The sequence below is a fragment of the Filomicrobium insigne genome, assembly GCF_900104305.1.
GTDB classification, from domain to species: domain Bacteria; phylum Pseudomonadota; class Alphaproteobacteria; order Rhizobiales; family Hyphomicrobiaceae; genus Filomicrobium; species Filomicrobium insigne.
Genome location: NZ_FNJC01000004.1, coordinates 15,370 through 36,125, shown reverse-complemented (window position 1 = coordinate 36,125; position 20,756 = coordinate 15,370). Strand labels below are relative to the sequence as shown.

The following is a 20,756-nucleotide window of genomic DNA, read 5'->3' as shown; positions in this document are numbered from 1 at the left end:
GAATATGACGCCGCTACGTATCACTTAAGCTAGATGAGACATAGTTCCGCAAGTTCACGCCGCATTTTGGCAGACATCTCCGCTGCTCCAGCGCCTTCGGCACCCGACAAATCGACTGGTGCATCAGCCGCCGACAAATACCTCCAGCCCTGAAAAGCCCGGCGCGGAACCGGGCGCACGGGTACGATCTGCTGATCCAGAATGAGATGACAGCATCTGGAGCCGTCAGCCTTCGCACCCTCTTCCAGAGCAATCAGTTTTTGCCGCGCCTGTATAAGCCCCTTGATCACCCAATAGAGCGAACCACCGTCGAGCAGTTCGTCTCCCCGCTTGGGCGTCTGGAATGTTGTATGAAATATCCGAGGCGTTTCACCCGCAGCGGCCATCTCCGCCATCCGCCCGCTCTGCCAAGCTGCCAAATCCTCAATCGAGGCGGCACCGACACAGAGTTTTACGAGATGAAGCGCCATTCCCTGAACCTTGATCGTATTGAGCCTTTTGCGGCCCCCTCAATCCTTTGCGCGACAGATTCCCGTATACTGCGAGAACAAAGGCTGACCGAGAACCCCCAAGTGACGGGAATGCACAGCCGGGTGCTCTCCATCATGGTTCTTGTCATCGTAGATGGTTGTCAGGTTGAGAAAGCCCTCCGGCACCACCTCTAGAAAATGATTTGCATTGATAGCCCGCACGATCCTTAGGGTTCCAGATGCTTCGCTGCCTGAAGTGCGCAAATGCGCATTCTGGGCATCAAGATCAACATCTGTAATCTCGAATGAAAGCGGCGATGCCGTAGCCGACGTAAACTTGCCCGCCTCAAAGCTTCCACGTGTGCCGGCATCGAACTTACAAGTAAAATTCTTCGGCCACACATCATCAGACTGCGCCGCCACCACCGCACCAAAAAACATCAAGCCGACCACGAAGGCCGACAAAAACTGCGCTACCTTGCTCATGAAGTGCCCTTTCAGCATTTCCCACGCCAACTCTACAATACCCCACAAGCGCGCGACACGCCCGGCGATCACAAATTTGCAGGTTGCCTCACAACTGGCCGTTTATTGTGGCTTGTATAGAATGACCGCAACAAATCAGAGCAGAAAAATGCTGCGCACTCGTATCTTCCGTCCACTGGCTCTCATCTTTTCGCCTGTTCTCATATGCGGCACACAGCTGTCTCCCGCCACTGCCGACCCCGCCAGCGAAAACATCTTGACGAAGGAAGAGGCGGCCTACGGCTGCCGGAAAATAAATGGCCGGATGCAGCTGCTCATTCTGCAGATCCGCGATTATCCCGACCGCGCCCAGGGCTCGCAAATCGCACGGGGAATTCAGGGGATAACTGTGCCGCTCTTCGGCGGAACCCAAAGAGGGCTCGATCCCGACGCACAGTATCAACGCGACGTCCGCAAACTGGAGGCGTTCAACGCCCGCCTCGCCAAATTGAAATGCCCGACATTCGATCTTCAAGCCGAACTGAGCGCACGTGACGTCAAGCACACGCCCAAGCCACAACAGCCAAAAGCTAAGTAACGCGTGGCAGCAGCAAGGCAGGTGTTGCCCCTACGGTGCGGGCAGAAGCGCGCTTGAGCGGCCGCTCAGCCAATACGCAACAAGCCCGATCCACTCACGCGTCGCCAGATCGAGCCGCTGCAATCCTGCGGGAATGGTTTCGAAGAGACGCCAAAGGTCACGCCGATCACGCGTTCTGAAATCCACGGGTGCAGCGATCACATCAAAGCCTGCCTGACGAAAAACGCCAATGCTGCGCGGCATATGGTACGCCGACGTCACAAGCACCCACGTCTCACTCTGAGAAGGTCTGACTAATTTTCGCGTGTTGAGAGCATTCTGCCACGTGTTCCGCGCATCCGGTTCCAGAACAATTCGCTGATCTTCAATTCCGACGTCCTTCAGGAATGTTCCTACAGGGCCGGCCGCCCCTTCTCCCCCAGCAAGAAGGCCTGCAACTCCTCCGCTAAAAACAACGCGCGCCGTTGGCCATCTTTTGGCAAGGCGCACGCCTTCCGTCAGGCGCTCCGCCGCCTCGTTGAGCGCAAGCCCGCCGCGACCAGCGCTTACCCAACCGTCCTCGAAACCGCCAAGAATGATGATCCCCGCAACCTCTGCGCCGGGAGACGGCAGACTCTGGCCGGCAAAGCGCTCTTCAAGCGGCAGGACAAGATAGTTCCCGACAGGGAGAAAGCCTGCCGTAACAAGGGCTGCGAGCCCGAGGCCCGCGAGCCACAAACCAAGCCGTCGCCGCCAAGTGAAAGCGATCAGACAAAGCCCGACCGCGATAAGGATAACAAACAAGGATGAGGGCTGCGCGAAGAGCCAGAACACCTTGGAGGCGTAGTAGAACATGCCGCGACCGAGCTAACGGGGCCAGAGTAGATAGCCCAGTGGCAACCTACTGTGACAACCGTGCAGGACAAGGGGTCATCTCAATGAACTTCTTATCGACGTAGCCTTCCAGGCCATCTTCCGTCGTCACACCGCACCAGAAACCGCGCCATGTGCACCAGCGTTTCCGCTTAACAAGGATATCGTCACGGTGAGCGACCCCGATAACCTCACCAGTTGAGAATGCTGTGCGGCGCAGATTCAGAGAATCCGCGAGCACCTTGAAACACCCATGCTCCGGACGCGCATGCGTCTCTGCTGTCGCAGTCCCGGCAAACCCGCACAGCGCTAATGCCGCGACGCTAAACCGCAAACTTAAAAACATGAGACCACCTCTCTCGCCTATGCTTTGTCAGCTATCGGGGTTATCGCGCTAAACCCGGCGAAACGATGTCGTCTGATGGTACACACCTCGCCACTAGCGTAGTGTCGTCACCACATACGACCTTGAAAGGGCATTCGCACAATGTCAGACAACGCGCAGCCATCAGCCGATAGGCCATCGTCGATCCCTTGGCCGCCGATCCTGTTGATCGGCGCATTGCTTGGCGGATACTTCATGGAAAAATTCGTCCCGTTGGGTTGGCCGGGACTGGATGACTGGCCTGCACGTGCCGTCGGCCTATCCATCGGCGCGGTAGGCATGGCTTTGACCATTTGGGCAGCCCACACCCTGCACAAGCACGGGACAACCGTTCTGCCACACAAACAGACCTCGGCACTCGTGACGGACGGACCATTCGCGTACTTTCGCAATCCAATCTATCTGGGCGAAGTCATGATCCTGTTTGGATTGGCGGAGCTAACCAAGAACATCTGGTTCGTGGTAGTTGCTCTGGTCTTTGCCGTGCTCATAACGTGGCTGGCCATTTTACCCGAAGAACGTCATCTCCTGGCTCGCTTTGGGCCAGCGTATCGTGAGTACATGGCAAAAGCCCGCCGCTGGATTTGAAACACTCGAGCCGCATGCATGAGTACTGACTACGAAGATAAGGAACGCGAGTTCCTCGAATATCTCAAAGCCGACACCGGGCGTGACTTGGCCGAATGGATGCACGCCATTCGCGAAGCCGACCTGGCCCATCGCAACGAGATCATCGACTGGCTCCGGCAGCAGGGCTTCATCTTTTCCTGGGCGTCTTGGCTTGAGCGCATCCATCACAACGGAGGGCGCCCCATCTATCTCGATGCAACCCCGCCGAGCCTGACTGCACCGCCAAGGTCAACTTCAGACGCCCCTGCCACGACCGCACCGCCGCCGCCCAAAGCGGACAAGCCAAAGACGCCTGCACCGAAAGCCCCATTCCGTCCGGTGCTCGTCTACACGGCGGCATCAAAACCGGCCCAAACCGAGATGGCACCAACGCCAACCGAACCACCGGTGCCGACACCCAGCGCACCTCGCCCCACACCACCGCGGACCCCACCGCCGCAAGCCCCCGCTCCCGCAGGTTCGCTGAACCCGATTTCCGACATAACGGCACTGATTGGAAAGGCGAAGGCCTACGCGCCACTTGCCAGTTTCGTCTTACGCACCCTGAGGGAGGCGTTACCGGACGCATCCATTCAAGTTACCGGCAACCACATTTCCTGCGGCGCACCAGAAACGTTCGCAATCTTGGTTCCCAGCGCCAAGGACATAAAGCTTGGATTAGCACTCGCCGAAGCGCCTTTTGAGCGCAATGTCGTCAGGGCGAAATTTTCAAATCTCTCTCCTGGTCCGCCGAAATCCATTACGCACATGCTTGTCCTCACAGATGCGCGCCAAATAGATTCAGGATTGTTGGATCTGCTACGCTCAGCAAACGCTAGCGTAAATCGTTAAATTCCATTGCGATCAACATCACAGCCAACCGCCGCCTCGCTATTTTTTCTTTCGTTTCACCCCGGTGATTGTGATCCGTCTGCGCAATAACCATCTAATTGCCAGAATTTTTGGGGCCTTGTGTTTGCTAGGTTGGAGGTCACACCATGGCACGAAGCATCCGCGCACCAAGGCCCACTTTTGCAACGCCCATCCTAGCGATGCTGGCGGTCGCACTATTCCCATGCCCGAACACCGCCATGGCACAAGCAGCATCGCGCGACGGCATCGCCGAACTGATCGCGCGCGATAATCCCCCGAAAGGGAAAAAGGACGCCGAACTCGCTCAGAACAGCGCCAGCCAGAATCCGGAACCGGTCCCAGATCCAAGAGAGAACGACAAAAGCTTCCAGCAGGCGCGCGATCTCATGCGCGCCATCGATTCCATCCTGCGCGACACGGCCGAACAACGCTCCGACGCCCGCAAGCTTCCGGGAAAAGACGAATTTATTGTCCCTCCGCTTTGGACAGAAACGCGCGAGGACCGCGAACGGCAAATTCGCAACCTTATGGATTCAGCGCTCGCGATCGTAACGGATGTCCCGGTGGTCGACGTGCAAAAACGCGTCGAGCAGCTTCGGCGGAACATCGCCGAACTGGAGGACCGGATCGTTTCCCTCAAGGAAAGGCAGCTGACCGCACCTAAGGATGGCGTCCTGCCCGGCGTCTTGAGCGAAACCGTGGACAGCCTGGCCGATGAAATAAAAACCACCGAAGCCCGCATCGAAAAGAACAAAGCCGAGATCACTGCGGCAAAAGTAGAGATCCACCAAGCCCTGAAGGCTTCCGGCATCGAACTCGGTGAGGATCAGATTGACCTGCTGCTCGACAGCGTCCTCTCGGGCGACCTCGTGCGTCTCGTGGCAATCTTCAACGCGGCCAAGATCATCGACGGCCAGTTGGCGAAAATGCTCACCGCCTCCGGCGACAACATGAACGCCGCGCGCAAATATTTCGCAATGCACGCCGCATTGTTCGCCATGCTCGTTCACGCACAGGATTCAACGATCGACCGCATCGACAACACTTATATGCCGAAGCTAGACGCCATCATTAAAGACATCGCAGCGGCCAAGCGAAAAACGCGCGAACTTATGAAGGCCGACAATCGGCCCGACCAGGAACGCGCGCTGCGCGCAAACAGGGAAAGCCAACGTATCGCTGAGGAGGCAGCAACCGCTTACAGAAGCTACCTCCAACAGCAGCGCGAACAGATCGCGCGCGCCCGAAGTCGGGCAACACACGACCTCAGGATCGCGGACAATACCTTCGAGACCGTCGAAGCAAGCTTCCAATTGCGCTCATTGATGCGCGACTCGGCGGCATCCTTCGAAGCCATCCAGAAGCTGGAAGCCCCCACATTCGACCAGATCTTCAAGAACGAGGAACTCCGCCGCGAATTTGAAAACCTGACGCGTAAGCTGGATTCACCGACGAGCTGAGCGAAGAAGGAACCTTCTTCAGGATAGCCACAACGAGGCAAGCCCGAGAAACGCGAAAAAGCCGACGACGTCGGTCAAGGTCGTCACGAAAACGCCCGAAGACGGTGCGGGATCGAATTTCAGCCAGCTCAAAGTAAGCGGGATAAGTATGCCCGCAAGAGCCGCAACCAACAGATTTACGATCATTGCCGCTGCGATCACTCCGCCCAAAAGGCCGGACCCAAACCAAAGAAACGCAACCAACGCCATAATCGAAGACAGCACGAGACCGTTAACCACCCCGACCAAAGCTTCACGGGTGATAACTCTGGGCGCATTAACACGCCCAAGTTTGTTGGTCGCCAATGCCCGAACTGTAACCGTCATCGTTTGGGTGCCAGCGTTGCCGCCCATTGCTGAGACGACCGGCATCATCACCGCCAGCGCCACCATCTGCTCAATCGTGGCGTCGAAATTCTGAATGACCAAAGGCGACAACATCGCGGTACCAAGATTGACCATCAGCCAGGGTATCCGCGAACGCACGGTAGATAGCACACTGTCCGCGATCGATTCATCGCCGACGCCACCCAGCGCGTGCATGTCGTCTTCAGCCTCTTCCTGGATAACGTCAACGACGTCGTCGATGGTCACAACACCGACCAGCCGTTCATTCTCGTCAATGACAGGAGCCGACATAAGGTCGTAGCGGGCGAACTGGCGCGCAACCTCCTCCTGATCTTCTGTAGCCAGCACGACATGCCGGTCGGGATTCATGATTTCTTCAACCAACACCTGGCGCTTCGTTCGCAACAGACGGGAGAGCTCCACGGACCCAAGAACGCGAAATGCCGGATCGACGACGAAGATCTCCGAAAATGTGTCGGGCAGATCGTCGGTTTCACGCATGTAGTCGATGACCCGACCTACACTCCAGAACGGGGCGACAGCCACGAAATCGGACTGCATCAAGCGCCCGGCGGTCTCTTCCTCATATTCGAAGTTGCGTTCAAGAGCGGATCGGTCGTCGAAGGACAGCTGATCGAAAATTTCCTGCCGATCGCTCTCCTCAAGCGATTCAATCAGATAGGCTGCGTCGTCTGTATCGAGTTCTGTAACGGCCTTAGCCAACAGCGTGTTCGGAAGCGCTTCGGAAAGTTGGTCACGCACGGCCTCGTCGAGCTGTGAGAAAACCTCATAATCAAGGTCGTTGCCCAGGGTCTCGATAAGTTGCACACGCTCATCGTCAGCGAGCAACTCAATGACGTCGGCCAAGTCGGGAGTCCGAAGGCCCGATGCCAAGACTTTGACTTGTTCTGTATCTCCCGCATCGAGGGCTGCCGATAATTTATCGACAAAATCCGCGATGGGATCCGCCTTCGGTGCGGCGGCAACAGTTTCGCTCTCGTCCATGATCCGCTCCGCTTTACCGCCTGAGGCATGCACGTGTGTTACGTCAGAAGTTTTATGGTGAGATCGAGAAGTGTGGCTGGCGCATAACACAACCGCACGCTGAGGGCACCATGATGCCGCACTGCAACACTCACAATCTCTCTGCGCTCTACCGAGTTTCCTGGATTCAGTAAATTACCGTTTCAGATCATCATCTCACGCTATGCATGAGTTGGAACTGCGACGCTGACGCCCTGTGGCGACTCGGCGGCAGGAGTTTTATGGTGGCGGCGGCACCTGCAATCGCCTGTCATCGACGATGAGAGACGAGCAGGGGGATGGAGGACGAATATCCATGCGTTCGATCATGATCGCCACGTTGTGCCTGTTCGCAGCGGCGGTGTCGGCACCCAGTGCAATAGCGGAGCTGAGCAAAGCTGAACGAGCCCCCGCTTGCGCCGACCGGCCCCATGCCCTCGGTGTTTCTCGGATTGTCGAGATCGATACCAGCACCGCAGGCCGTTTCGGCAACATGCAGTACAAGGATATCGACTTCCTAAAGCCCGGAGAGGTCGTCTTGACCTTCGACGATGGCCCCCTGCGTCGATATACTTTGAAGGTTTTGAACGCGCTTGAAGCACACTGCACCAAAGCGACGTTCTTCATGGTCGGCCGTATGGCTGTCCATGACCCAGCCATGGTCAAGGAGATAGATCGGCGCGGACATACGGTTGGGACGCATACGTGGTCCCATCGGAACCTTGGCGCTCTAAGTCTCTCCAGCGGAGAAAAGGAAGTCGAACTCGGCGTCAGTGCTGTCTCAGCGGCTCTTGGCAAGCCGGTCGCACCATTCTTCCGTTTCCCGTACCTGAGCGACCCACGCCGCATGATTGATCATCTGCAATCACGCCATCAGGGAATTTTCTCGATCGACGTTGATTCGCATGATTACCGAACACGCTCGGGTCAGACGGTTGTCAGCCGGATAATGGCAGGGCTTGAAAAGCAGGGGAAAGGCATCCTGCTCTTCCACGACATTCAACGTTCAACCGGTGGTGGCATCTCTGACCTTCTCGACCAACTGAAAGAGCGTGGCTACAAAGTCGTCCACATCGTGCCGAAAGCTCCGATTGAAACCCTTCCCAAATACGATGAACTGGCAGCCAAAGAGCTAGGCAAATACGCGAAATCGGCAGCTTCGCGTCCTCTCTCACAGCGTTCAGTCGTCTGGCCGATCTCCACAGGTGACGATATGCCGGCCGTTGAACCTCTGGTGATAACGCCGCGACATCCGTTGAACGCACCTCTTCCCGAGCAACGAGGGGACGTTCCGCCAGGATTCAAGATCAAGGATGAGCCGGAAGCCACCCAAACGATCTATGAAGAACCTTCATCACAAACAAACGAACGTAAAACCTCTCGTAACATCGACTCATCCACCCCCGAGCCATCATGGCAAGATCGCGTGTTTGCTCAATAATTTCTCTATTTGAGGCCCTGTAACACAGGCGTGAATATTGGATTTAAACAAGTCTCTAACGTTTCATTGTAAACTGGTTCGGTCCGTCCAATCGATCTAAAGGGCTGTGCCCATTAGCTTGAACGGCCACGGCTTTGTCGCAATCATCGAGCTTGTGAACGCGAAGCCAATCGGCCAGCGTGGCATGAGCGCCATAGCATTCCGACGACCGAGACTTTCATGCGTTTGCTAAGATGCCATTTGTACGCACTATATGCCGGCCTGGCGGTGCTCCCCGCACTGACTTCACAGGCGCGCGCGAATACCTGCGAGAACAATCCAGACGCTATCGGTGTGGAGCGTATCGTCGAGATCGACACAAGCACCGGCCCGCTATTTGGGGCGATCTCTAAGCAACCTAAAGAAGCGAAGTTCCTCAAACCTAAGGAAGTCGTCCTGACGTTTGACGATGGCCCAAGCCCATGGGTCACCCCTTCGATATTGAAGACGTTGGCCGACCACTGCACGCTCGCGACATTTTTCTCGGTCGGCAAGATGGCCGTCGCCTATCCTGACATTGTTCGGGACGTGCTGGAGCAGGGACACACGGTCGGTGCCCACACGTGGTCCCATCCCTTCAATCTGCCGCGTTTGAAGGCGGAAAAGGCGCACGCCGAGATCGAAGATGGGTTTGCCGCGATCGCCACAGCAGCCGGACGCGACATTGCCCCCTTCTTCCGCTTTACCGGACTGCGCGATTCCAAACCGCTGCTCGAATATCTGCAAAAACGCGGCATAGCGAGCTTTACCGTCGATGTTGTTTCCGACGATAGCTTCATCAAAAACTGGAAGGAGCTAGTCGAGGTTACGCTACGTCGCGTGGAACATTCCAATGGCGGTATTATCCTCTTCCACGACATCAAGGCGTCAACTGCCAAGGCACTTCCGGATATCATGGCCGGACTAAAAAAGCGCGGCTTTAAGGTCGTTCACATGCGGCCCCGGCATCCACTCGAAATGGCCTCCCTGAACACCTCGAAGTTCGCGGCAAAAGTATCCGGCAATTTATCCGAAACAAACCGCCACCCGCGCCTTATGTCGTTTTATGGAGCCGTCGCTGCGCTCCGTGAAACAAACGGAGACGAACCACTGCCTGAACCGCCTTACCAAGGGCCTCCCATCACGGTCATCACACCAGGAACGGTCCCGCAAAGCACGCCCGTGCGTGCGCTATCCACCGAACGCCCCAAGCCCGCGAAGAATGCCACAACTCAATCCACAACGCCGGGGCTCGTAAACCGACCGGATCGCAATCCGCTTTATCGGAACGTCGCGCCATGACGGAACCACGGCACCGCCGGGTTACTCTCCGTACGGCATGAGACAGAGCCACACAAAATGCCCAGCGCTCACCAAGCGGACGATAGCTTCATTGATCTTTGGCTGTTCTCCCGCGACATCCCTGATCAAAACGAGCATTCACAACTCGCAGCCCACCTTTCGACCGAAGAGCTTGAGCGAAGCGCGCGGTTCCTCGATCCGCAGGATCGCCATCGCTATGTCGTCAGCCGTGGCCGCCTACGCGAAATCCTAAGCGGCTACGCGTCAATCTCGCCCCAGCAAATCCAATTTCGCTACGGAGAGCATGGCAAGCCGTACTTGAGGGATCCCGCATCAATCTCGTTCAATCTTAGCCACTCTAGACACCTCGCAGCTATCGCTGTCTCAACGCAGTTCGACGTTGGTGTCGATATCGAGCGCGTGCGCGCGGTCCGTCCCAACTTACCTGAACGCTATTTCTCAGCGCCTGAGATCGCAGGATTAGCCGAGTTGGAAGAAGATGCTTGGCAGGATGCTTTTTTTCGCTGCTGGACGCGAAAGGAAGCGTTTATCAAGGCGCTCGGCGAAGGAATGCGTCAGCCCTTGAAAAGCTTCAGTGTAACATTCCGGGAAAACGAACCCGCTGGCCTGACCTGGATGGCTGATGACGCAGAGGCTCCGGATAAATGGGCTTTCATCGACTTAGCCCCGGCTCCTGGCTTTGCCGGCGCCATCGCCCTAAAAACAAACGGCGCCCCCGCCCCACGTCTGCGGATCATAACTGAACAACAAGCTGTCAGCCGCTAGCGAACAATAAGGACGACAACCTGTCTGATGTGACCGACCACTGCTCTGAAACGATCAACGCCAAGCTCTAGCGCGATGGTAGTGCAGGCCGATGGGTGTTCGCCGTTCACGCAACCATGTCTCGCCGACGTTCGGCAACGCGCCGGTGACCGCCGCCTCACCGAATTGGCTCCACGAAGACCGCAGGATCGTCTGCGACGGCCTACAAGCAGACATACTGCTTGTAGGCCGATGACACTCGATAGTGCCGTTACCCAGAGTTTAGCAGCGGTGCTCTCCCGGTCTATTTACTCTCTTTCACCGCGGTATAGGTCGTGATGAGGTTACGGTAATCAGGAATGTGGTTCGAGAACAACGTGCCAAGCCCCTCGACATCGTTGCGCCAGTCGCGATGCAACTCGCAGGCGACGCCGAACCAAGTCATGAGCTGCGCACCGGCCGCTGACATGCGGTCCCAAGCCGAGTGGCGTGTGATCTCGTTGAAGGTGCCCGAGGCGTCGGTGACGACGAACACCTCGTAGCCTTCCTCAAGCGCCGACAAGGCCGGAAACGCAACGCACACTTCCGTCACCACGCCGGCGATGATCAGCTGGTTCTTGCCCGTCGCCTTCACCTCCTTAACGAAGTCCTCGTTGTCCCAGGCATTGATCTGGCCGGGACGTGGGATGAACGGGGCCTTCGGAAACTTCTCCTTGAGCTCCGGCACTAACGCGCCGTTAGGGCCGTCCTCGAAGCTTGTCGTCAGGATAGTCGGCAGCTTGAAGTAGGCGGCGACGTCAGCGAGCGCCAGCACATTGTTCTTGAACTTGTCAGGCTCGATGTCACGCACGAGCGAGAGCAGCCCGGCCTGATGATCGACCATTAGTACGGCGGCGTTGCTCTTGTCGAGGCGAATATAGGGCTTGGTCATGATGGGCGTTTCCTTGGACTTAGGGGGGATGGTTGGCGTTCGGGGCCGCGACCGGCGCCGTAAAATAGCGGCTCCGGCCATCAAGCCGGAGCCGCCTCGGTCATGCCGTCTCGGCGTTGCGGATCTCGCCGAACTTGCCGCTCTGGAAATCGAGCATAGCTTGCTTGATCTCGCCGACCGTGTTCATGACGAACGGGCCCTGTGCGACCACGGGCTCTTTGATCGGCTCACCGGTGAGTACCAACAGCTTGGCGTCACCGTTTGCTTCGATAGTGATGCGGCCACCATCGCGACCAAGGATCACCGTCTGCGCTTCGCGCACGATTTCGCGGCCATCGACCTCCACAATGCCGGAAAGCACGAGGACGGAAAGCGTGTGACCCTCGGGGACATCGAGCGTCACCGTCTTGTCGCGGGCGAGACGCACATCCCAGATGTTGATTGGTGTGAACGTGCGCGCCGGACCCTTCGCGTTAGCGAAGTTGCCCGCGATGACTCGCAGCTTGCCGGCGTCGTTCGGCAGATCGACCACCGGAATGTCGGCATCGAGGAGATTCTGGTATCCAGGCTTTGCCGTCTTGTTCTTGGCTGGCAGGTTTACCCAGAGCTGTACCATCTCGAAGTTGCCGCCCTTCTTCGCAAAGGCCGGCGAATGGTACTCCTCGTGTAGGATGCCCGAAGCTGCCGTCATCCACTGCACGTCGCCGGGACCGATGACCCCGCCCGCACCTGTGGAGTCGCGGTGCTCGACTTCGCCCTCATAGACGATTGTGACCGTCTCAAAGCCCTTATGCGGGTGCTGGCCGACGCCGCGCCGCTCGGTGGTTGGCGCAAACGTCGTTGGCCCTGCGTAGTCGAGCAGGATGAATGGGCTGATGTGGGTGCCTTGCGCACCATGCGAGAGCATGGACCGGACGGGGAAGCCGTCGCCGACCCAATGCTGGCGCGGGGCGCTGTAAATTCCGAGGATCTGCCGCATGGTCTGCCTCCTTTCAGGGGTAAGCAAAGGTTTGACCTGTTTGAAAGGAAGATACTTGGGAACAGTCAGAAGAGAAGTCGTCGGATCTTGACCGGTCTGTCCTAAATTTAGGACAGTGACTTATGCAGGACCTCAACGACCTCTATTACTTCGTCCAGGTGGTGGACCATAGCGGCTACGCCAGCGCAGCCCGTGCGCTCGGAATACCCAGGTCCAAGCTCAGCCGCCGCATCATGGAGCTCGAGCAACGTCTCGGCGTACGTCTTCTGCAACGCTCCACCCGCAAGCTCACCGTCACCGAGATCGGCCAGGAGTATTACCGGCATTGCGTCGCCATGCTGGTCGAGGCGGAAGCCGCCCAGGAGGCGATCGAGCGCTCGCGTTCAGGGCCACAAGGGCTGATCCGCGTCAGCGCGCCTCCTGCCCTCGTCTGCTTCGAAGTTGGCCCGATGATCGCCCGCTACATGGCGGCAAACCCGCGCGTTGCCATCGAGCTGGAATCTACATCGCGCCGCGTGGATGTGATCGGTGAGGGCATCGATATCGCATTGCGTGTGCGCTTTCCTCCGCTCGAGCCCTCCGATCTCGTCATGCGAAACCTCGGCGAGAGCCCGCAACGCATAGTGGCCAGTCCTGAGCTGATGAGAGGATTTTCGCTGCCGCTGGTACCGACTGATCTTAGCGCCCAGCCGAGCCTCGACCTTGGGCCGATGCTGCCAAAGCACGTTTGGGAGCTACATGGCGCCGACGGCGCATCGGTGCGCGTCACGCATAAGCCACGTCTCGTCACCGACGACATGGCGCAGCTGCTTCATGCTGCCCTGGAAGGTGTTGGCGTCGTCAAGCTGCCGACCATGGTGGTCGACACGCACATTGCATCGGACAAGCTCGTCGATGTCATGCCGGGATGGATGCCGCGAGGTGGCATTGTGCACGCCGTATTCCCGTCGCGGCGTGGCCTGCTGCCCTCCGTGCGCAGCTTCATCGACTTCCTGGCGGCCGAGTACGAACGTGTTTGCAAGGCTCAGCAAAAAAACAGCTAGGGGTCATTCGTTGCCGTTAGCGGTTGCCCGAGGCGGTGCTTGGCTTCGAAAAGCATGCCACATACCGCCTAGCTTATCCGACCCCTGTCATAACCTGATGTCGGCCGTTGGAACTTTTATCGCAGAGAACTGGGGGAGGCGCATGCACCCGTACCCCTCGATAGAAAGCACATGGGTAGCAAGCGCAAAGACGCTCTTCCAGGCCACCGTTCAGGGCTTTGCAGGCGATGTAATATGGCAAGTAAGAAATGGTGCGGTCGAGATGCACCATAATTGCATTTCAGCCTATCAGCGCGTCAGATCAGATAATCTCATCCGCCACCTATTGTTGCGAAAAACGCAACAAATTCATTAGTTTACAAAACACATGCCGTATCATATGATCTTCAGACCACCTCAAATCATCTAAATCAAAAGGGGGGACTGATGGGGGGGCTGAAATGGCGCGTGAGCTGAACAAGTTGTCGGCGGTGATGGTCAAGCAGGCCATTGCGGGCAAGTATGCCGACGGCCTAGGTCTCTGGTTGGTGAAGGCTGACCGTCGGACTGGCAAATGGGTTTTGCGGGTCGTCGTACATGGCCGTCGTCGCGAAATGGGGCTTGGGTCGTTCACTGATGTGTCGCTAAAAGAAGCCCGCGATGAAGCCGAGAAGTGGCGCGCCGTTGTGAGGTCGGGCCACGATCCGATCAAGGAACGGGAACGCCAGCGCCGCGAGCAACAAAAGAACCTGCACACCCTAGCGGACGTGGCCGACGATTGCTTTGAGGCGATCAAAGCCACGCTCAAGGGCGATGGAAGCGCAGGCCGGTGGATGTCGCCGCTCACCCACCACGTCCTACCAAAACTTGGCAAAGTGCCGGTGGCCGACCTCGATCAGGTGGACATACGCAACACGCTACGTCCACTGCGGGATACGAAGCGGGAGACAATGGAAAAGGCCCTTGGCAGGCTCAACATCATCGTCCGTCACGCCGCCGCACTCGGGCTCGACGTCGACATTCAGGTTGTCGATAAAGCTAAAGCACTGATCGGCGCATCTCAGTATCAGCCTAAACACATCCCAGCGCTGCCTTGGCGAGACGTTCCGACCTTCTACGCCTCACTTGATGATGCCTCGGTGACGCACCTTGCGTTGCGTCTCCTGATCTTGACCGGCGTCCGATCTCGACCTCTTCGCTTCCTGCACATCGATCACATTGACGGTGACGTGTGGACCGTTCCTGCCGATCTTATGAAATCTCGCAAAGGCAAGGCCGAAGACTTCCGGGTGCCCCTGAGCCCTGGGGCGCTTGCCGTTATCGACAAGAGCAAACGCCATGCCCGCGACGGCTATCTGTTTCCCAGCGCACGCACGGGCGTTATCTCGGACATGACCATGTCGAAGTTCATGGAGCGCCGAGGGTTGGAAGCCCGGCCGCATGGGTTCAGAAGTGCTCTAAGGACGTGGCTGGCCGAATGCACCGAAGCACCACATGAAATTGCCGAAGCATGTCTCGCGCACAAAACCGGTAGCGAAGTTGTCAATGCATATCGAAGAACCGACTACCTCGATGAGCGGCGGCGGCTCCTGGATCGCTGGGGGCACTACGTGACGACCGCCAAGGATGAAGGTGCGTCCGAGACGGAGGCCTCTATCAGCAACGTTGTGCCTCTGCGGGTTGGGGCTGGCGCATGAGCGAGAATGGAGACGGTTTCCAGCAGCCGTGGGATGTGATTGCCGATTTCTTTGTTGGAGCTGGGTATGATCTGCGCGAGGCTCGTGACCGCACAATCTTAGCGTGGCTAAAGGATGGTAACACTGATCCCTATTGCGATTGGGTAGGGCGCGGTCACACGCCGTCGCACCGCGTTGCATTCCTCGTTGCGCGCATGATGCAGAAGGCCAAAGCACCGGAAGCCGGGGAACTTTCTGACCTGCCCCTTGGATTAGCAATTTCCGGAGATCGTCGGGCGCTGCCCGACAAGGAAGGCGAGACGCGTAAGTTCCTTGGCGCGCGTCATTCGCTGAGCCTGATCGAACAGGCCAAACGTTCCGGGAAAACCTCAATCATTGCCAGAGCAGACGAAGAAGCTGCAAAGCTAGCCTCTGATGTGCCACTAGCGAATAACGTTACAATTGGCCCATCGACTATCCGTCAGGTTCGCATGCAATTACAGCGAGGTTTAAAAAATAGCGAAATGCCTGAGATCATGTGCGGCCTATTCTGCTTCGACTGAGGTGAGAAGAGGCAAGCAATCTCTGAAATCGCTTGCCCCTCAAAATCATCGCAGCCTCATTTCAAATCAGTCACCATTCAGCCCATCGAAATTGCTAATCGAGGGCTACAACAATGACTACGACAGAAATCCTAGAAAATCTTCGCAACAGTTCAGCAATTGCGCCTGCCGCCAATATGGAAAAGGCGAAACAAAGCATTATTGACCGCACTGCATCACCCGATCCTCTGCTCAAAGATCGCGAAGCCGCTGCACTACTGGAAGTCTCGCTTCCGACTTTCTGGCGTCGCGTAAAGGACGGCACCGTACGGAAGCCAATTAAAATCGGTTCAATGTCGCGCTGGCCACGCAGCGAAATTCTCGAAGTCATCGAAAAAGCCAAAGCTGCGCGCGACGTCGCTTGACCCCAAATCCGAAACGGCTGGGCAAAAGAAAAGCCTGGCTGATCGAAATCAACCGGGCGGAAATTCGAAATTGAATTTCGCAACATGGGGATGTTGCGATTTATATACCGCATATGCCGCTCACGCAATCCCGCGAGGTAGAATGTCTAATTTCACTCCAAAATTTCCCCGATCAGTTTCGGGACGAGATTGGAGAAAACCGCTCGACGGAAATGATTTCGAGCAGCTCGCCGAGCGTATGGATCGTCTGTACAGCACTGTTGAGCTTTCCGTTTACGAACGTGCGATGTTGTTGAAGGTCTATGAGGGTCTTGTCGTCCTTGATAAACGCTGGGCGCGCGTTACCTGGACACGCTTGAGCAACGTGACCGTGATGAAGCCGTATCCAGCGGCCCCGTGGGAACCTGGGTGTTACTGCAACGGGGATCGAGACACCCATGATGCGGGATTTTTCTGGCGCATAGTTGAATATGTCGAGCGGCTCGAAGTGAAGCATGGTTCCGGCAAGGCCCAGACCGTTGACCGTGTGGAAGCTTCCGACTGTGTGGAGCCGATGGATGACTTCTGAGGCTGAGCACGCAATGCCGGACTGGCTCGACGACGTGCCGCCGCCAGTGTCCCTTGACGACTATGGCGAGGCTCTCGGGCCCGCTGAGCAGCATTTGCCGCGGGCTAGTCCTGTGCCGCCTGAGCCGTTAAGGGAACCGGTCAGGGATGTTTCTGAGACTCCGTCTAAACGGGAATCGACGCCGGTGGTGCCATCCGCACCCAAGGCGCAAATTTTAGGCGTTGAGCGGTTCGATTTTGAACTGGAAGCTTGGCTCCGTGACCGAGATTGGACAATTCGGCGGAACGATCTTTCTGGCGATTTGGAGCTTCACACGCCGGATGACGTCACCCCAATGTCTGATGAACGACTAGCGGAAATCCGATTTACCGTAGCCTACGGGTCCAACGGGAAGGAACCAGCGAAAGACAAAATCGTCGATGCCGTAGGGCTCATTGGTGAACGTTATGCCTATCATCCGGTTTTGGACTATCTGTGCAGCCTGAAATGGGACGGTAAGCCTCGAATCGACGCGTGGCTGATCGACTACTTCGGCGCAGATGACACGCCGCTAAACCGCGCAATCGGTCGGAAAATTCTTTGCGCCGCGGTACGCCGAGTAAAGCAGCCAGGAGCCAAGTTCGACCATATGCTGGTTTTGCAGGGAGCGCAGGATTTAGGAAAGTCGTCCGCCATCAAAGCGCTCTGCCCTGATCCCGGATGGTTCACCGATCAGCTCGAGGTTGGTGCGGACCCGAAGGTGACCATCGAGAAAACGTCTGGAATCTGGATTGTTGAAATGGCGGAGCTAGATGGGATGGGCAAGCAGGATGCCAACCGCGTAAAGTCATTCATCACCACAACGCATGATCGTGCTCGCCTAGCTTACGGGCGATTTCCTGTAACGAGGCCTCGGCAATTCGTGTTGTTCGGCACGACAAACGAGAGCGCCTACCTGTCCGACCCCACCGGTAACCGCCGCTTCTGGATCGTCCAAGTTTCCAAGGCGGACCCCGCAGGAATCGCGACCACGCGGGATCAGCTATGGGCCGAGGCGGTGCAGACCGAGCCCAATGAGAACCTATGGCTCGATGAACCTGAATTGAAAGCGGCGGCGGAAGGCGTCGTGCGCGAAGCTACGGACTTCGGACCGTGGGCCGAGGCAATCGACAGTCAGCTGCCGGAAGGGTCGCTGAAGATTGCGACCGCCGATGTTTGGCGTCTGGTGGGCATCAACGGTGCAGAGCACATCAACAAGCTCACGAAGCAGCACCATGCCCACATGCGAGCTGCGATGGCAGGGCTCGGTTTCGAGAAGAGAGATAGCGGGCTGCGCAAGCATGGGAAGGTAACGAAGGCGTGGGTGCGCGGGAATCATGCAGCGCCTTGGTGGGCACCCGGCGATCCGCCGCCAGCCGATCCTCATCGCTTCGATGGTGATTTCTAACGCAAAAACGGAAGGGGAGTCGGGTGCACATTCTGATCCCGGTTGCAGTCCTGACGACCGGTGTCACCGGCTGTCGAAACAACCGGTGGCGCTGAAAAAGTCTTTATTTCCAATGCTTGAAACCTGTGTAACCACTGTAGCCGGTTATATTATTAGAGATACCAGATGCCCCCCTATAGCAAGGTGTATACCCGTCTCTAAGGGGGGATACGGGAAGTCTTAGAAAAGGGGCCGAAACCAGGTGCGCGGTTGCAGTGGTGCAGAGTCTGCTGCTCGGTCGGCGTTTCATCTGCTGACGTTCCGGGTGTGGATAGGCCACAGCATTGCCCGCAACGGGAGTTTGTTACACGGTCGGCGGAACCCTCAACGCTGGTGCCCCGATCACGGTTGCGGGCATGGGTTATGAGCGGCATTACCTTGCTGCCCCAGCCTCGCCGAATGATCCCGCCGATGGGTGGCGTGACATGGCCGAGTTCACTCATCTTGCGGGTAAATGCACAACCGATCCGCGGGTGAGACGCTAGGGGAGTAGCTAGACGGTCGCCTCGCACGCCAGTCCGCTACCAATCTAAGCTGGCTTAGTCCGCTTTGCCGAGAAAGCGGACTGCTGGTCGACAGCAAACTCTGCGACGTTCTGAACACATGTCACTTCAGCATCGCCTCGGAAGCGGACTTGGCTTCGGGCTAAATCACCAGTGAGCAGTTAACCCACAACCACTTCTGTGACGTCACGCCGCCAGCTCAACCGAAAACTGGCGCAAGAGGGCATTTAACGCACCTGGTGCTTACAAAAATGGCGCGTGCGCCGCGTTCACTATTCCGAAGCATTGCTTCTTCCAGAGATTAGCGTAGCGGACTCGATCAATGTATTCGAGATTGATGATCGCATCGTCGGCACGATTGACGACGGCCGTGGGAACTTTGGTTGAGCTCACGACCTCACTTTCGTTGCAGCCACCACCTCGATCCGCCCCCGCGAAGAGCGAGGGACGGAATTCCTTGTCGGCCCTTCTCAGCGCGTCTTCCATAAAGGGCTCGGCGGCGCTTTCAAAAACACCTCGGACAAACTGCGATATCTGCTCGTCTGTGAGCGCGCCTTGGCGAGCCAGGCCGCCGAGGGGCTTGCCGCGGAATCCTTCCAAGATGTCCGTCCCCACTGGAGGTGCACCTAAGATGAACAGCCCGGATATCGTGCTTGAACGGGAAAGCATCTCGATCACGACGGGCCGCCCAAGGACCAGCCTACGACTACCGGCCTCTTCACGTGCAGGCGATCCAGAAGCTCCACGCAAGCATCGTCGAGCCCCAGTCGCGAGTACGTCCCCGTATTGTTAGTGGCGTCATCCGACTCTCCATGACCGGGCAAATCAAAACAGATCAGCCGGTAATGCGAGAAGAGAGGAGTGTGGATCTGGTTCCGGAAGACGCCACGACAAGATGAATTGCCATGGATGAGCACGACCTCCGTCGCGCTGCGTCATCTCCACGGCGATAGTGCCATGAGACGTCGTAATAGCTTGCCGTATTGTGTCGGCCATTCGCCAATGCCTCGCTCTGATTTTCGGGGATGCGAACTCGCGCATCTGCCCGACGGCCGCTTCTCGATGCCGTGGACGCTTTGAGAACGGACCGCCGCCGGCATCGCGTGGAGAGCAGGGGCTGAGCCAGCCTAGAATGCTTCGCCGAGAAGCGAGAGCAGGTACTCCGTCACCTCGCTGGGCGCTTCGAGAGAAGATATATGGCCCGTACCGGCAATCTCGACGAACGTGCACCCGAGTGCGCTGGCCATTTGCCGCCCCTCCTCGGGTGGTCGCGAGAGATCCTGTTCGCCGGTGATGACAAGCGAAAGTATCCGAAGCTGGCGCAGATCGGCGAGTGCATCCCGTCGGCCGAAGATCATCCGGCCCAGAGGAAGGATGCTCTCCAGAAGCTTCCGACGCTCGGCCTCACGGAGCCGCTTACGAAAGCCGTCAACCAGATCCTGGCGGTGGGTCAGAGCGTCTGAGCTGAAGAACATCGGAAGCATGGCATCGATGACAGGATCCGGCACTGCCCCCAGCGATTGGACCGTCTCGATCATGGAAAAGTAGAGCTCTTTCGAATGCGCGGGCTCACTTCCGACGAAGGTGCCCAGAAGCGCGAGGCCAGCAACACGTTGAGGGGCCAGCAGCGCGAGCTCGACAGCCCGCATGTCTCCCACGGAAAGCCTCGCGACGGCAAAGTTCTCAATGCCGATGCAGTCGAGAAGTGAGAGATGCCGCTGAGCCACCTGCCGGAGATTGCGGGTGTTGGCTGGCAGCTCGCCGCTTTTGCCATGTCCCCAAAGCTCCGGCACGATCACGCGGTACTGCTTGGAAAGCGCGATAATTTGCGGCTCCCACATTTCAGCTGACCATAGATAGCTGTGACCCAATACGACTGTCTGGCCTGCCCCGATATCAAGATATGACATCGTGGAGCCGTCGATATGAGCGAATCTCCGCTCTTTCTCAAAATCCATGTGCATCATCTTCCTTTCCATGAGCGTAGAACATCGCCG

Annotated in this window: 23 protein-coding genes; 13 read left to right on the top strand and 10 right to left on the bottom strand. The window is 57.4% G+C overall.

What is annotated here, in order from left to right; genetic code table 11:
• Nucleotides 1-29: 29 nt before the first annotated feature.
• Nucleotides 30-470, bottom strand: a complete 441-nt coding sequence (locus BLS30_RS13655) for a DUF1489 family protein (protein WP_090229567.1) — start codon at nt 468-470, stop codon at nt 30-32.
• 39 nt (nt 471-509) lie between these two features.
• On the bottom strand, nt 510-956 hold the full coding sequence (locus tag BLS30_RS13650) for a hypothetical protein (RefSeq protein WP_244512440.1): 447 nt from the start codon (nt 954-956) through the stop codon (nt 510-512).
• 148 nt (nt 957-1,104) lie between these two features.
• Here BLS30_RS13650 and BLS30_RS13645 point away from each other — a divergent pair, with 148 nt between their 5' ends.
• Nucleotides 1,105-1,533 (top strand): hypothetical protein, encoded by a 429-nt coding sequence (locus tag BLS30_RS13645; protein WP_090229564.1) that lies wholly within the window; start codon nt 1,105-1,107, stop codon nt 1,531-1,533.
• 30 nt (nt 1,534-1,563) lie between these two features.
• Here the strand turns inward: BLS30_RS13645 and BLS30_RS13640 are convergent, their stop codons facing one another.
• Complete coding sequence (locus tag BLS30_RS13640) at nt 1,564-2,367, bottom strand: YdcF family protein (protein WP_090229562.1); 804 nt, start codon at nt 2,365-2,367, stop codon at nt 1,564-1,566.
• 46 nt (nt 2,368-2,413) lie between these two features.
• Nucleotides 2,414-2,731, bottom strand: coding sequence for an SH3 domain-containing protein (locus BLS30_RS13635; protein WP_090229559.1), 318 nt, complete (start codon nt 2,729-2,731; stop codon nt 2,414-2,416).
• 141 nt (nt 2,732-2,872) lie between these two features.
• Between BLS30_RS13635 and BLS30_RS13630 the strand changes: the two genes are divergently transcribed.
• The 3 genes from BLS30_RS13630 (at nt 2,873) to BLS30_RS13620 (ending at nt 5,712) form a co-directional block, all read left to right on the top strand.
• Nucleotides 2,873-3,358: a methyltransferase family protein gene (locus BLS30_RS13630; protein WP_090229557.1), complete on the top strand. Its 486-nt coding sequence runs from the start codon at nt 2,873-2,875 to the stop codon at nt 3,356-3,358.
• 18 nt (nt 3,359-3,376) lie between these two features.
• The gene (locus BLS30_RS18235) at nt 3,377-4,231 is read left to right on the top strand and encodes a DUF5655 domain-containing protein (protein WP_210184039.1); all 855 of its coding nucleotides are present in this window, start codon (nt 3,377-3,379) and stop codon (nt 4,229-4,231) included.
• A 146-nt stretch (nt 4,232-4,377) separates the two neighbouring features.
• On the top strand, nt 4,378-5,712 hold the full coding sequence (locus tag BLS30_RS13620; protein ID WP_244464980.1) for a hypothetical protein: 1,335 nt from the start codon (nt 4,378-4,380) through the stop codon (nt 5,710-5,712).
• A gap of 18 nt (nt 5,713-5,730) precedes the next feature.
• Here BLS30_RS13620 and mgtE read toward each other — a convergent pair whose 3' ends face one another.
• Nucleotides 5,731-7,104: a magnesium transporter gene (gene mgtE / locus BLS30_RS13615; protein WP_046476293.1), complete on the bottom strand. Its 1,374-nt coding sequence runs from the start codon at nt 7,102-7,104 to the stop codon at nt 5,731-5,733.
• 334 nt (nt 7,105-7,438) lie between these two features.
• Here mgtE and BLS30_RS13610 point away from each other — a divergent pair, with 334 nt between their 5' ends.
• The 3 genes from BLS30_RS13610 (at nt 7,439) to BLS30_RS13600 (ending at nt 10,669) form a co-directional block, all read left to right on the top strand.
• The gene (locus tag BLS30_RS13610; protein ID WP_052743623.1) at nt 7,439-8,563 is read left to right on the top strand and encodes a polysaccharide deacetylase family protein; all 1,125 of its coding nucleotides are present in this window, start codon (nt 7,439-7,441) and stop codon (nt 8,561-8,563) included.
• A gap of 219 nt (nt 8,564-8,782) precedes the next feature.
• Nucleotides 8,783-9,883 (top strand): polysaccharide deacetylase family protein, encoded by a 1,101-nt coding sequence (locus tag BLS30_RS13605; RefSeq protein ID WP_052743622.1) that lies wholly within the window; start codon nt 8,783-8,785, stop codon nt 9,881-9,883.
• Between the two features lie 57 nt (nt 9,884-9,940).
• Nucleotides 9,941-10,669: a 4'-phosphopantetheinyl transferase family protein gene (locus BLS30_RS13600; RefSeq protein WP_046476290.1), complete on the top strand. Its 729-nt coding sequence runs from the start codon at nt 9,941-9,943 to the stop codon at nt 10,667-10,669.
• Nucleotides 10,670-10,952: 283 nt separating this feature from the next.
• Here BLS30_RS13600 and ycaC read toward each other — a convergent pair whose 3' ends face one another.
• Both ycaC and BLS30_RS13590 read right to left on the bottom strand, forming a co-directional pair.
• Nucleotides 10,953-11,579, bottom strand: coding sequence for an isochorismate family cysteine hydrolase YcaC (gene ycaC / locus BLS30_RS13595; protein WP_046476288.1), 627 nt, complete (start codon nt 11,577-11,579; stop codon nt 10,953-10,955).
• Between the two features lie 100 nt (nt 11,580-11,679).
• A complete protein-coding gene (locus BLS30_RS13590) occupies nt 11,680-12,558 on the bottom strand; it encodes a pirin family protein (RefSeq protein WP_090229554.1) in 879 nt (292 codons plus the stop codon).
• A gap of 122 nt (nt 12,559-12,680) precedes the next feature.
• Here BLS30_RS13590 and BLS30_RS13585 point away from each other — a divergent pair, with 122 nt between their 5' ends.
• The 6 genes from BLS30_RS13585 to BLS30_RS13560 all read left to right on the top strand — a co-directional run bounded on the left by BLS30_RS13585 (nt 12,681) and on the right by BLS30_RS13560 (nt 18,217).
• Entirely contained in the window at nt 12,681-13,601 is a 921-nt protein-coding gene (locus tag BLS30_RS13585; protein WP_090229552.1) for a LysR substrate-binding domain-containing protein, read from the top strand.
• Between the two features lie 440 nt (nt 13,602-14,041).
• Entirely contained in the window at nt 14,042-15,277 is a 1,236-nt protein-coding gene (locus BLS30_RS13580) for a tyrosine-type recombinase/integrase (RefSeq protein ID WP_090229549.1), read from the top strand.
• The gene (locus BLS30_RS13575; protein WP_090229547.1) at nt 15,274-15,819 is read left to right on the top strand and encodes an SPFH domain-containing protein; all 546 of its coding nucleotides are present in this window, start codon (nt 15,274-15,276) and stop codon (nt 15,817-15,819) included. The genes BLS30_RS13580 and BLS30_RS13575 overlap by 4 nt, the downstream gene beginning before the upstream one ends.
• Before the next feature lie 176 nt (nt 15,820-15,995).
• Nucleotides 15,996-16,223 (top strand): helix-turn-helix transcriptional regulator, encoded by a 228-nt coding sequence (locus BLS30_RS13570; RefSeq protein ID WP_090230230.1) that lies wholly within the window; start codon nt 15,996-15,998, stop codon nt 16,221-16,223.
• A 142-nt stretch (nt 16,224-16,365) separates the two neighbouring features.
• On the top strand, nt 16,366-16,791 hold the full coding sequence (locus BLS30_RS18045; protein ID WP_139165352.1) for a M2 family metallopeptidase: 426 nt from the start codon (nt 16,366-16,368) through the stop codon (nt 16,789-16,791).
• Entirely contained in the window at nt 16,781-18,217 is a 1,437-nt protein-coding gene (locus tag BLS30_RS13560; RefSeq protein ID WP_170832478.1) for a virulence-associated E family protein, read from the top strand. Before BLS30_RS18045 ends, BLS30_RS13560 begins: the two co-directional genes overlap by 11 nt.
• A 785-nt stretch (nt 18,218-19,002) precedes the next feature.
• Here the strand turns inward: BLS30_RS13560 and BLS30_RS13555 are convergent.
• The 3 genes from BLS30_RS13555 to BLS30_RS13545 all read right to left on the bottom strand — a co-directional run bounded on the left by BLS30_RS13555 (nt 19,003) and on the right by BLS30_RS13545 (nt 20,717).
• Nucleotides 19,003-19,437: a hypothetical protein gene (locus BLS30_RS13555; RefSeq protein ID WP_090229540.1), complete on the bottom strand. Its 435-nt coding sequence runs from the start codon at nt 19,435-19,437 to the stop codon at nt 19,003-19,005.
• Nucleotides 19,434-19,676 (bottom strand): alpha/beta fold hydrolase, encoded by a 243-nt coding sequence (locus BLS30_RS18520; protein ID WP_090229537.1) that lies wholly within the window; start codon nt 19,674-19,676, stop codon nt 19,434-19,436. The genes BLS30_RS13555 and BLS30_RS18520 overlap by 4 nt, the downstream gene beginning before the upstream one ends.
• A gap of 210 nt (nt 19,677-19,886) precedes the next feature.
• Nucleotides 19,887-20,717 carry an alpha/beta fold hydrolase gene (locus BLS30_RS13545; protein WP_170832477.1) on the bottom strand — a complete coding sequence of 277 codons (831 nt, stop codon included), beginning with the start codon at nt 20,715-20,717 and terminating at the stop codon, nt 19,887-19,889.
• Nucleotides 20,718-20,756 lie beyond the last annotated feature (39 nt).

Coding starts and splice junctions, on each gene's coding strand:
- BLS30_RS13655 (WP_090229567.1), bottom strand. CDS start 470: ATGGCGCTTCATCTCGTAAAACTCTGTGTCGGTGCCGCCTCGATTGAG.
- BLS30_RS13650 (WP_244512440.1), bottom strand. CDS start 956: ATGAGCAAGGTAGCGCAGTTTTTGTCGGCCTTCGTGGTCGGCTTGATG.
- BLS30_RS13645 (WP_090229564.1), top strand. CDS start 1,105: ATGCTGCGCACTCGTATCTTCCGTCCACTGGCTCTCATCTTTTCGCCT.
- BLS30_RS13640 (WP_090229562.1), bottom strand. CDS start 2,367: ATGTTCTACTACGCCTCCAAGGTGTTCTGGCTCTTCGCGCAGCCCTCA.
- BLS30_RS13635 (WP_090229559.1), bottom strand. CDS start 2,731: ATGTTTTTAAGTTTGCGGTTTAGCGTCGCGGCATTAGCGCTGTGCGGG.
- BLS30_RS13630 (WP_090229557.1), top strand. CDS start 2,873: ATGTCAGACAACGCGCAGCCATCAGCCGATAGGCCATCGTCGATCCCT.
- BLS30_RS18235 (WP_210184039.1), top strand. CDS start 3,377: ATGAGTACTGACTACGAAGATAAGGAACGCGAGTTCCTCGAATATCTC.
- BLS30_RS13620 (WP_244464980.1), top strand. CDS start 4,378: ATGGCACGAAGCATCCGCGCACCAAGGCCCACTTTTGCAACGCCCATC.
- mgtE (WP_046476293.1), bottom strand. CDS start 7,104: ATGGACGAGAGCGAAACTGTTGCCGCCGCACCGAAGGCGGATCCCATC.
- BLS30_RS13610 (WP_052743623.1), top strand. CDS start 7,439: ATGCGTTCGATCATGATCGCCACGTTGTGCCTGTTCGCAGCGGCGGTG.
- BLS30_RS13605 (WP_052743622.1), top strand. CDS start 8,783: ATGCGTTTGCTAAGATGCCATTTGTACGCACTATATGCCGGCCTGGCG.
- BLS30_RS13600 (WP_046476290.1), top strand. CDS start 9,941: ATGCCCAGCGCTCACCAAGCGGACGATAGCTTCATTGATCTTTGGCTG.
- ycaC (WP_046476288.1), bottom strand. CDS start 11,579: ATGACCAAGCCCTATATTCGCCTCGACAAGAGCAACGCCGCCGTACTA.
- BLS30_RS13590 (WP_090229554.1), bottom strand. CDS start 12,558: ATGCGGCAGATCCTCGGAATTTACAGCGCCCCGCGCCAGCATTGGGTC.
- BLS30_RS13585 (WP_090229552.1), top strand. CDS start 12,681: ATGCAGGACCTCAACGACCTCTATTACTTCGTCCAGGTGGTGGACCAT.
- BLS30_RS13580 (WP_090229549.1), top strand. CDS start 14,042: ATGGCGCGTGAGCTGAACAAGTTGTCGGCGGTGATGGTCAAGCAGGCC.
- BLS30_RS13575 (WP_090229547.1), top strand. CDS start 15,274: ATGAGCGAGAATGGAGACGGTTTCCAGCAGCCGTGGGATGTGATTGCC.
- BLS30_RS13570 (WP_090230230.1), top strand. CDS start 15,996: ATGGAAAAGGCGAAACAAAGCATTATTGACCGCACTGCATCACCCGAT.
- BLS30_RS18045 (WP_139165352.1), top strand. CDS start 16,366: ATGTCTAATTTCACTCCAAAATTTCCCCGATCAGTTTCGGGACGAGAT.
- BLS30_RS13560 (WP_170832478.1), top strand. CDS start 16,781: ATGACTTCTGAGGCTGAGCACGCAATGCCGGACTGGCTCGACGACGTG.
- BLS30_RS13545 (WP_170832477.1), bottom strand. CDS start 20,717: ATGGATTTTGAGAAAGAGCGGAGATTCGCTCATATCGACGGCTCCACG.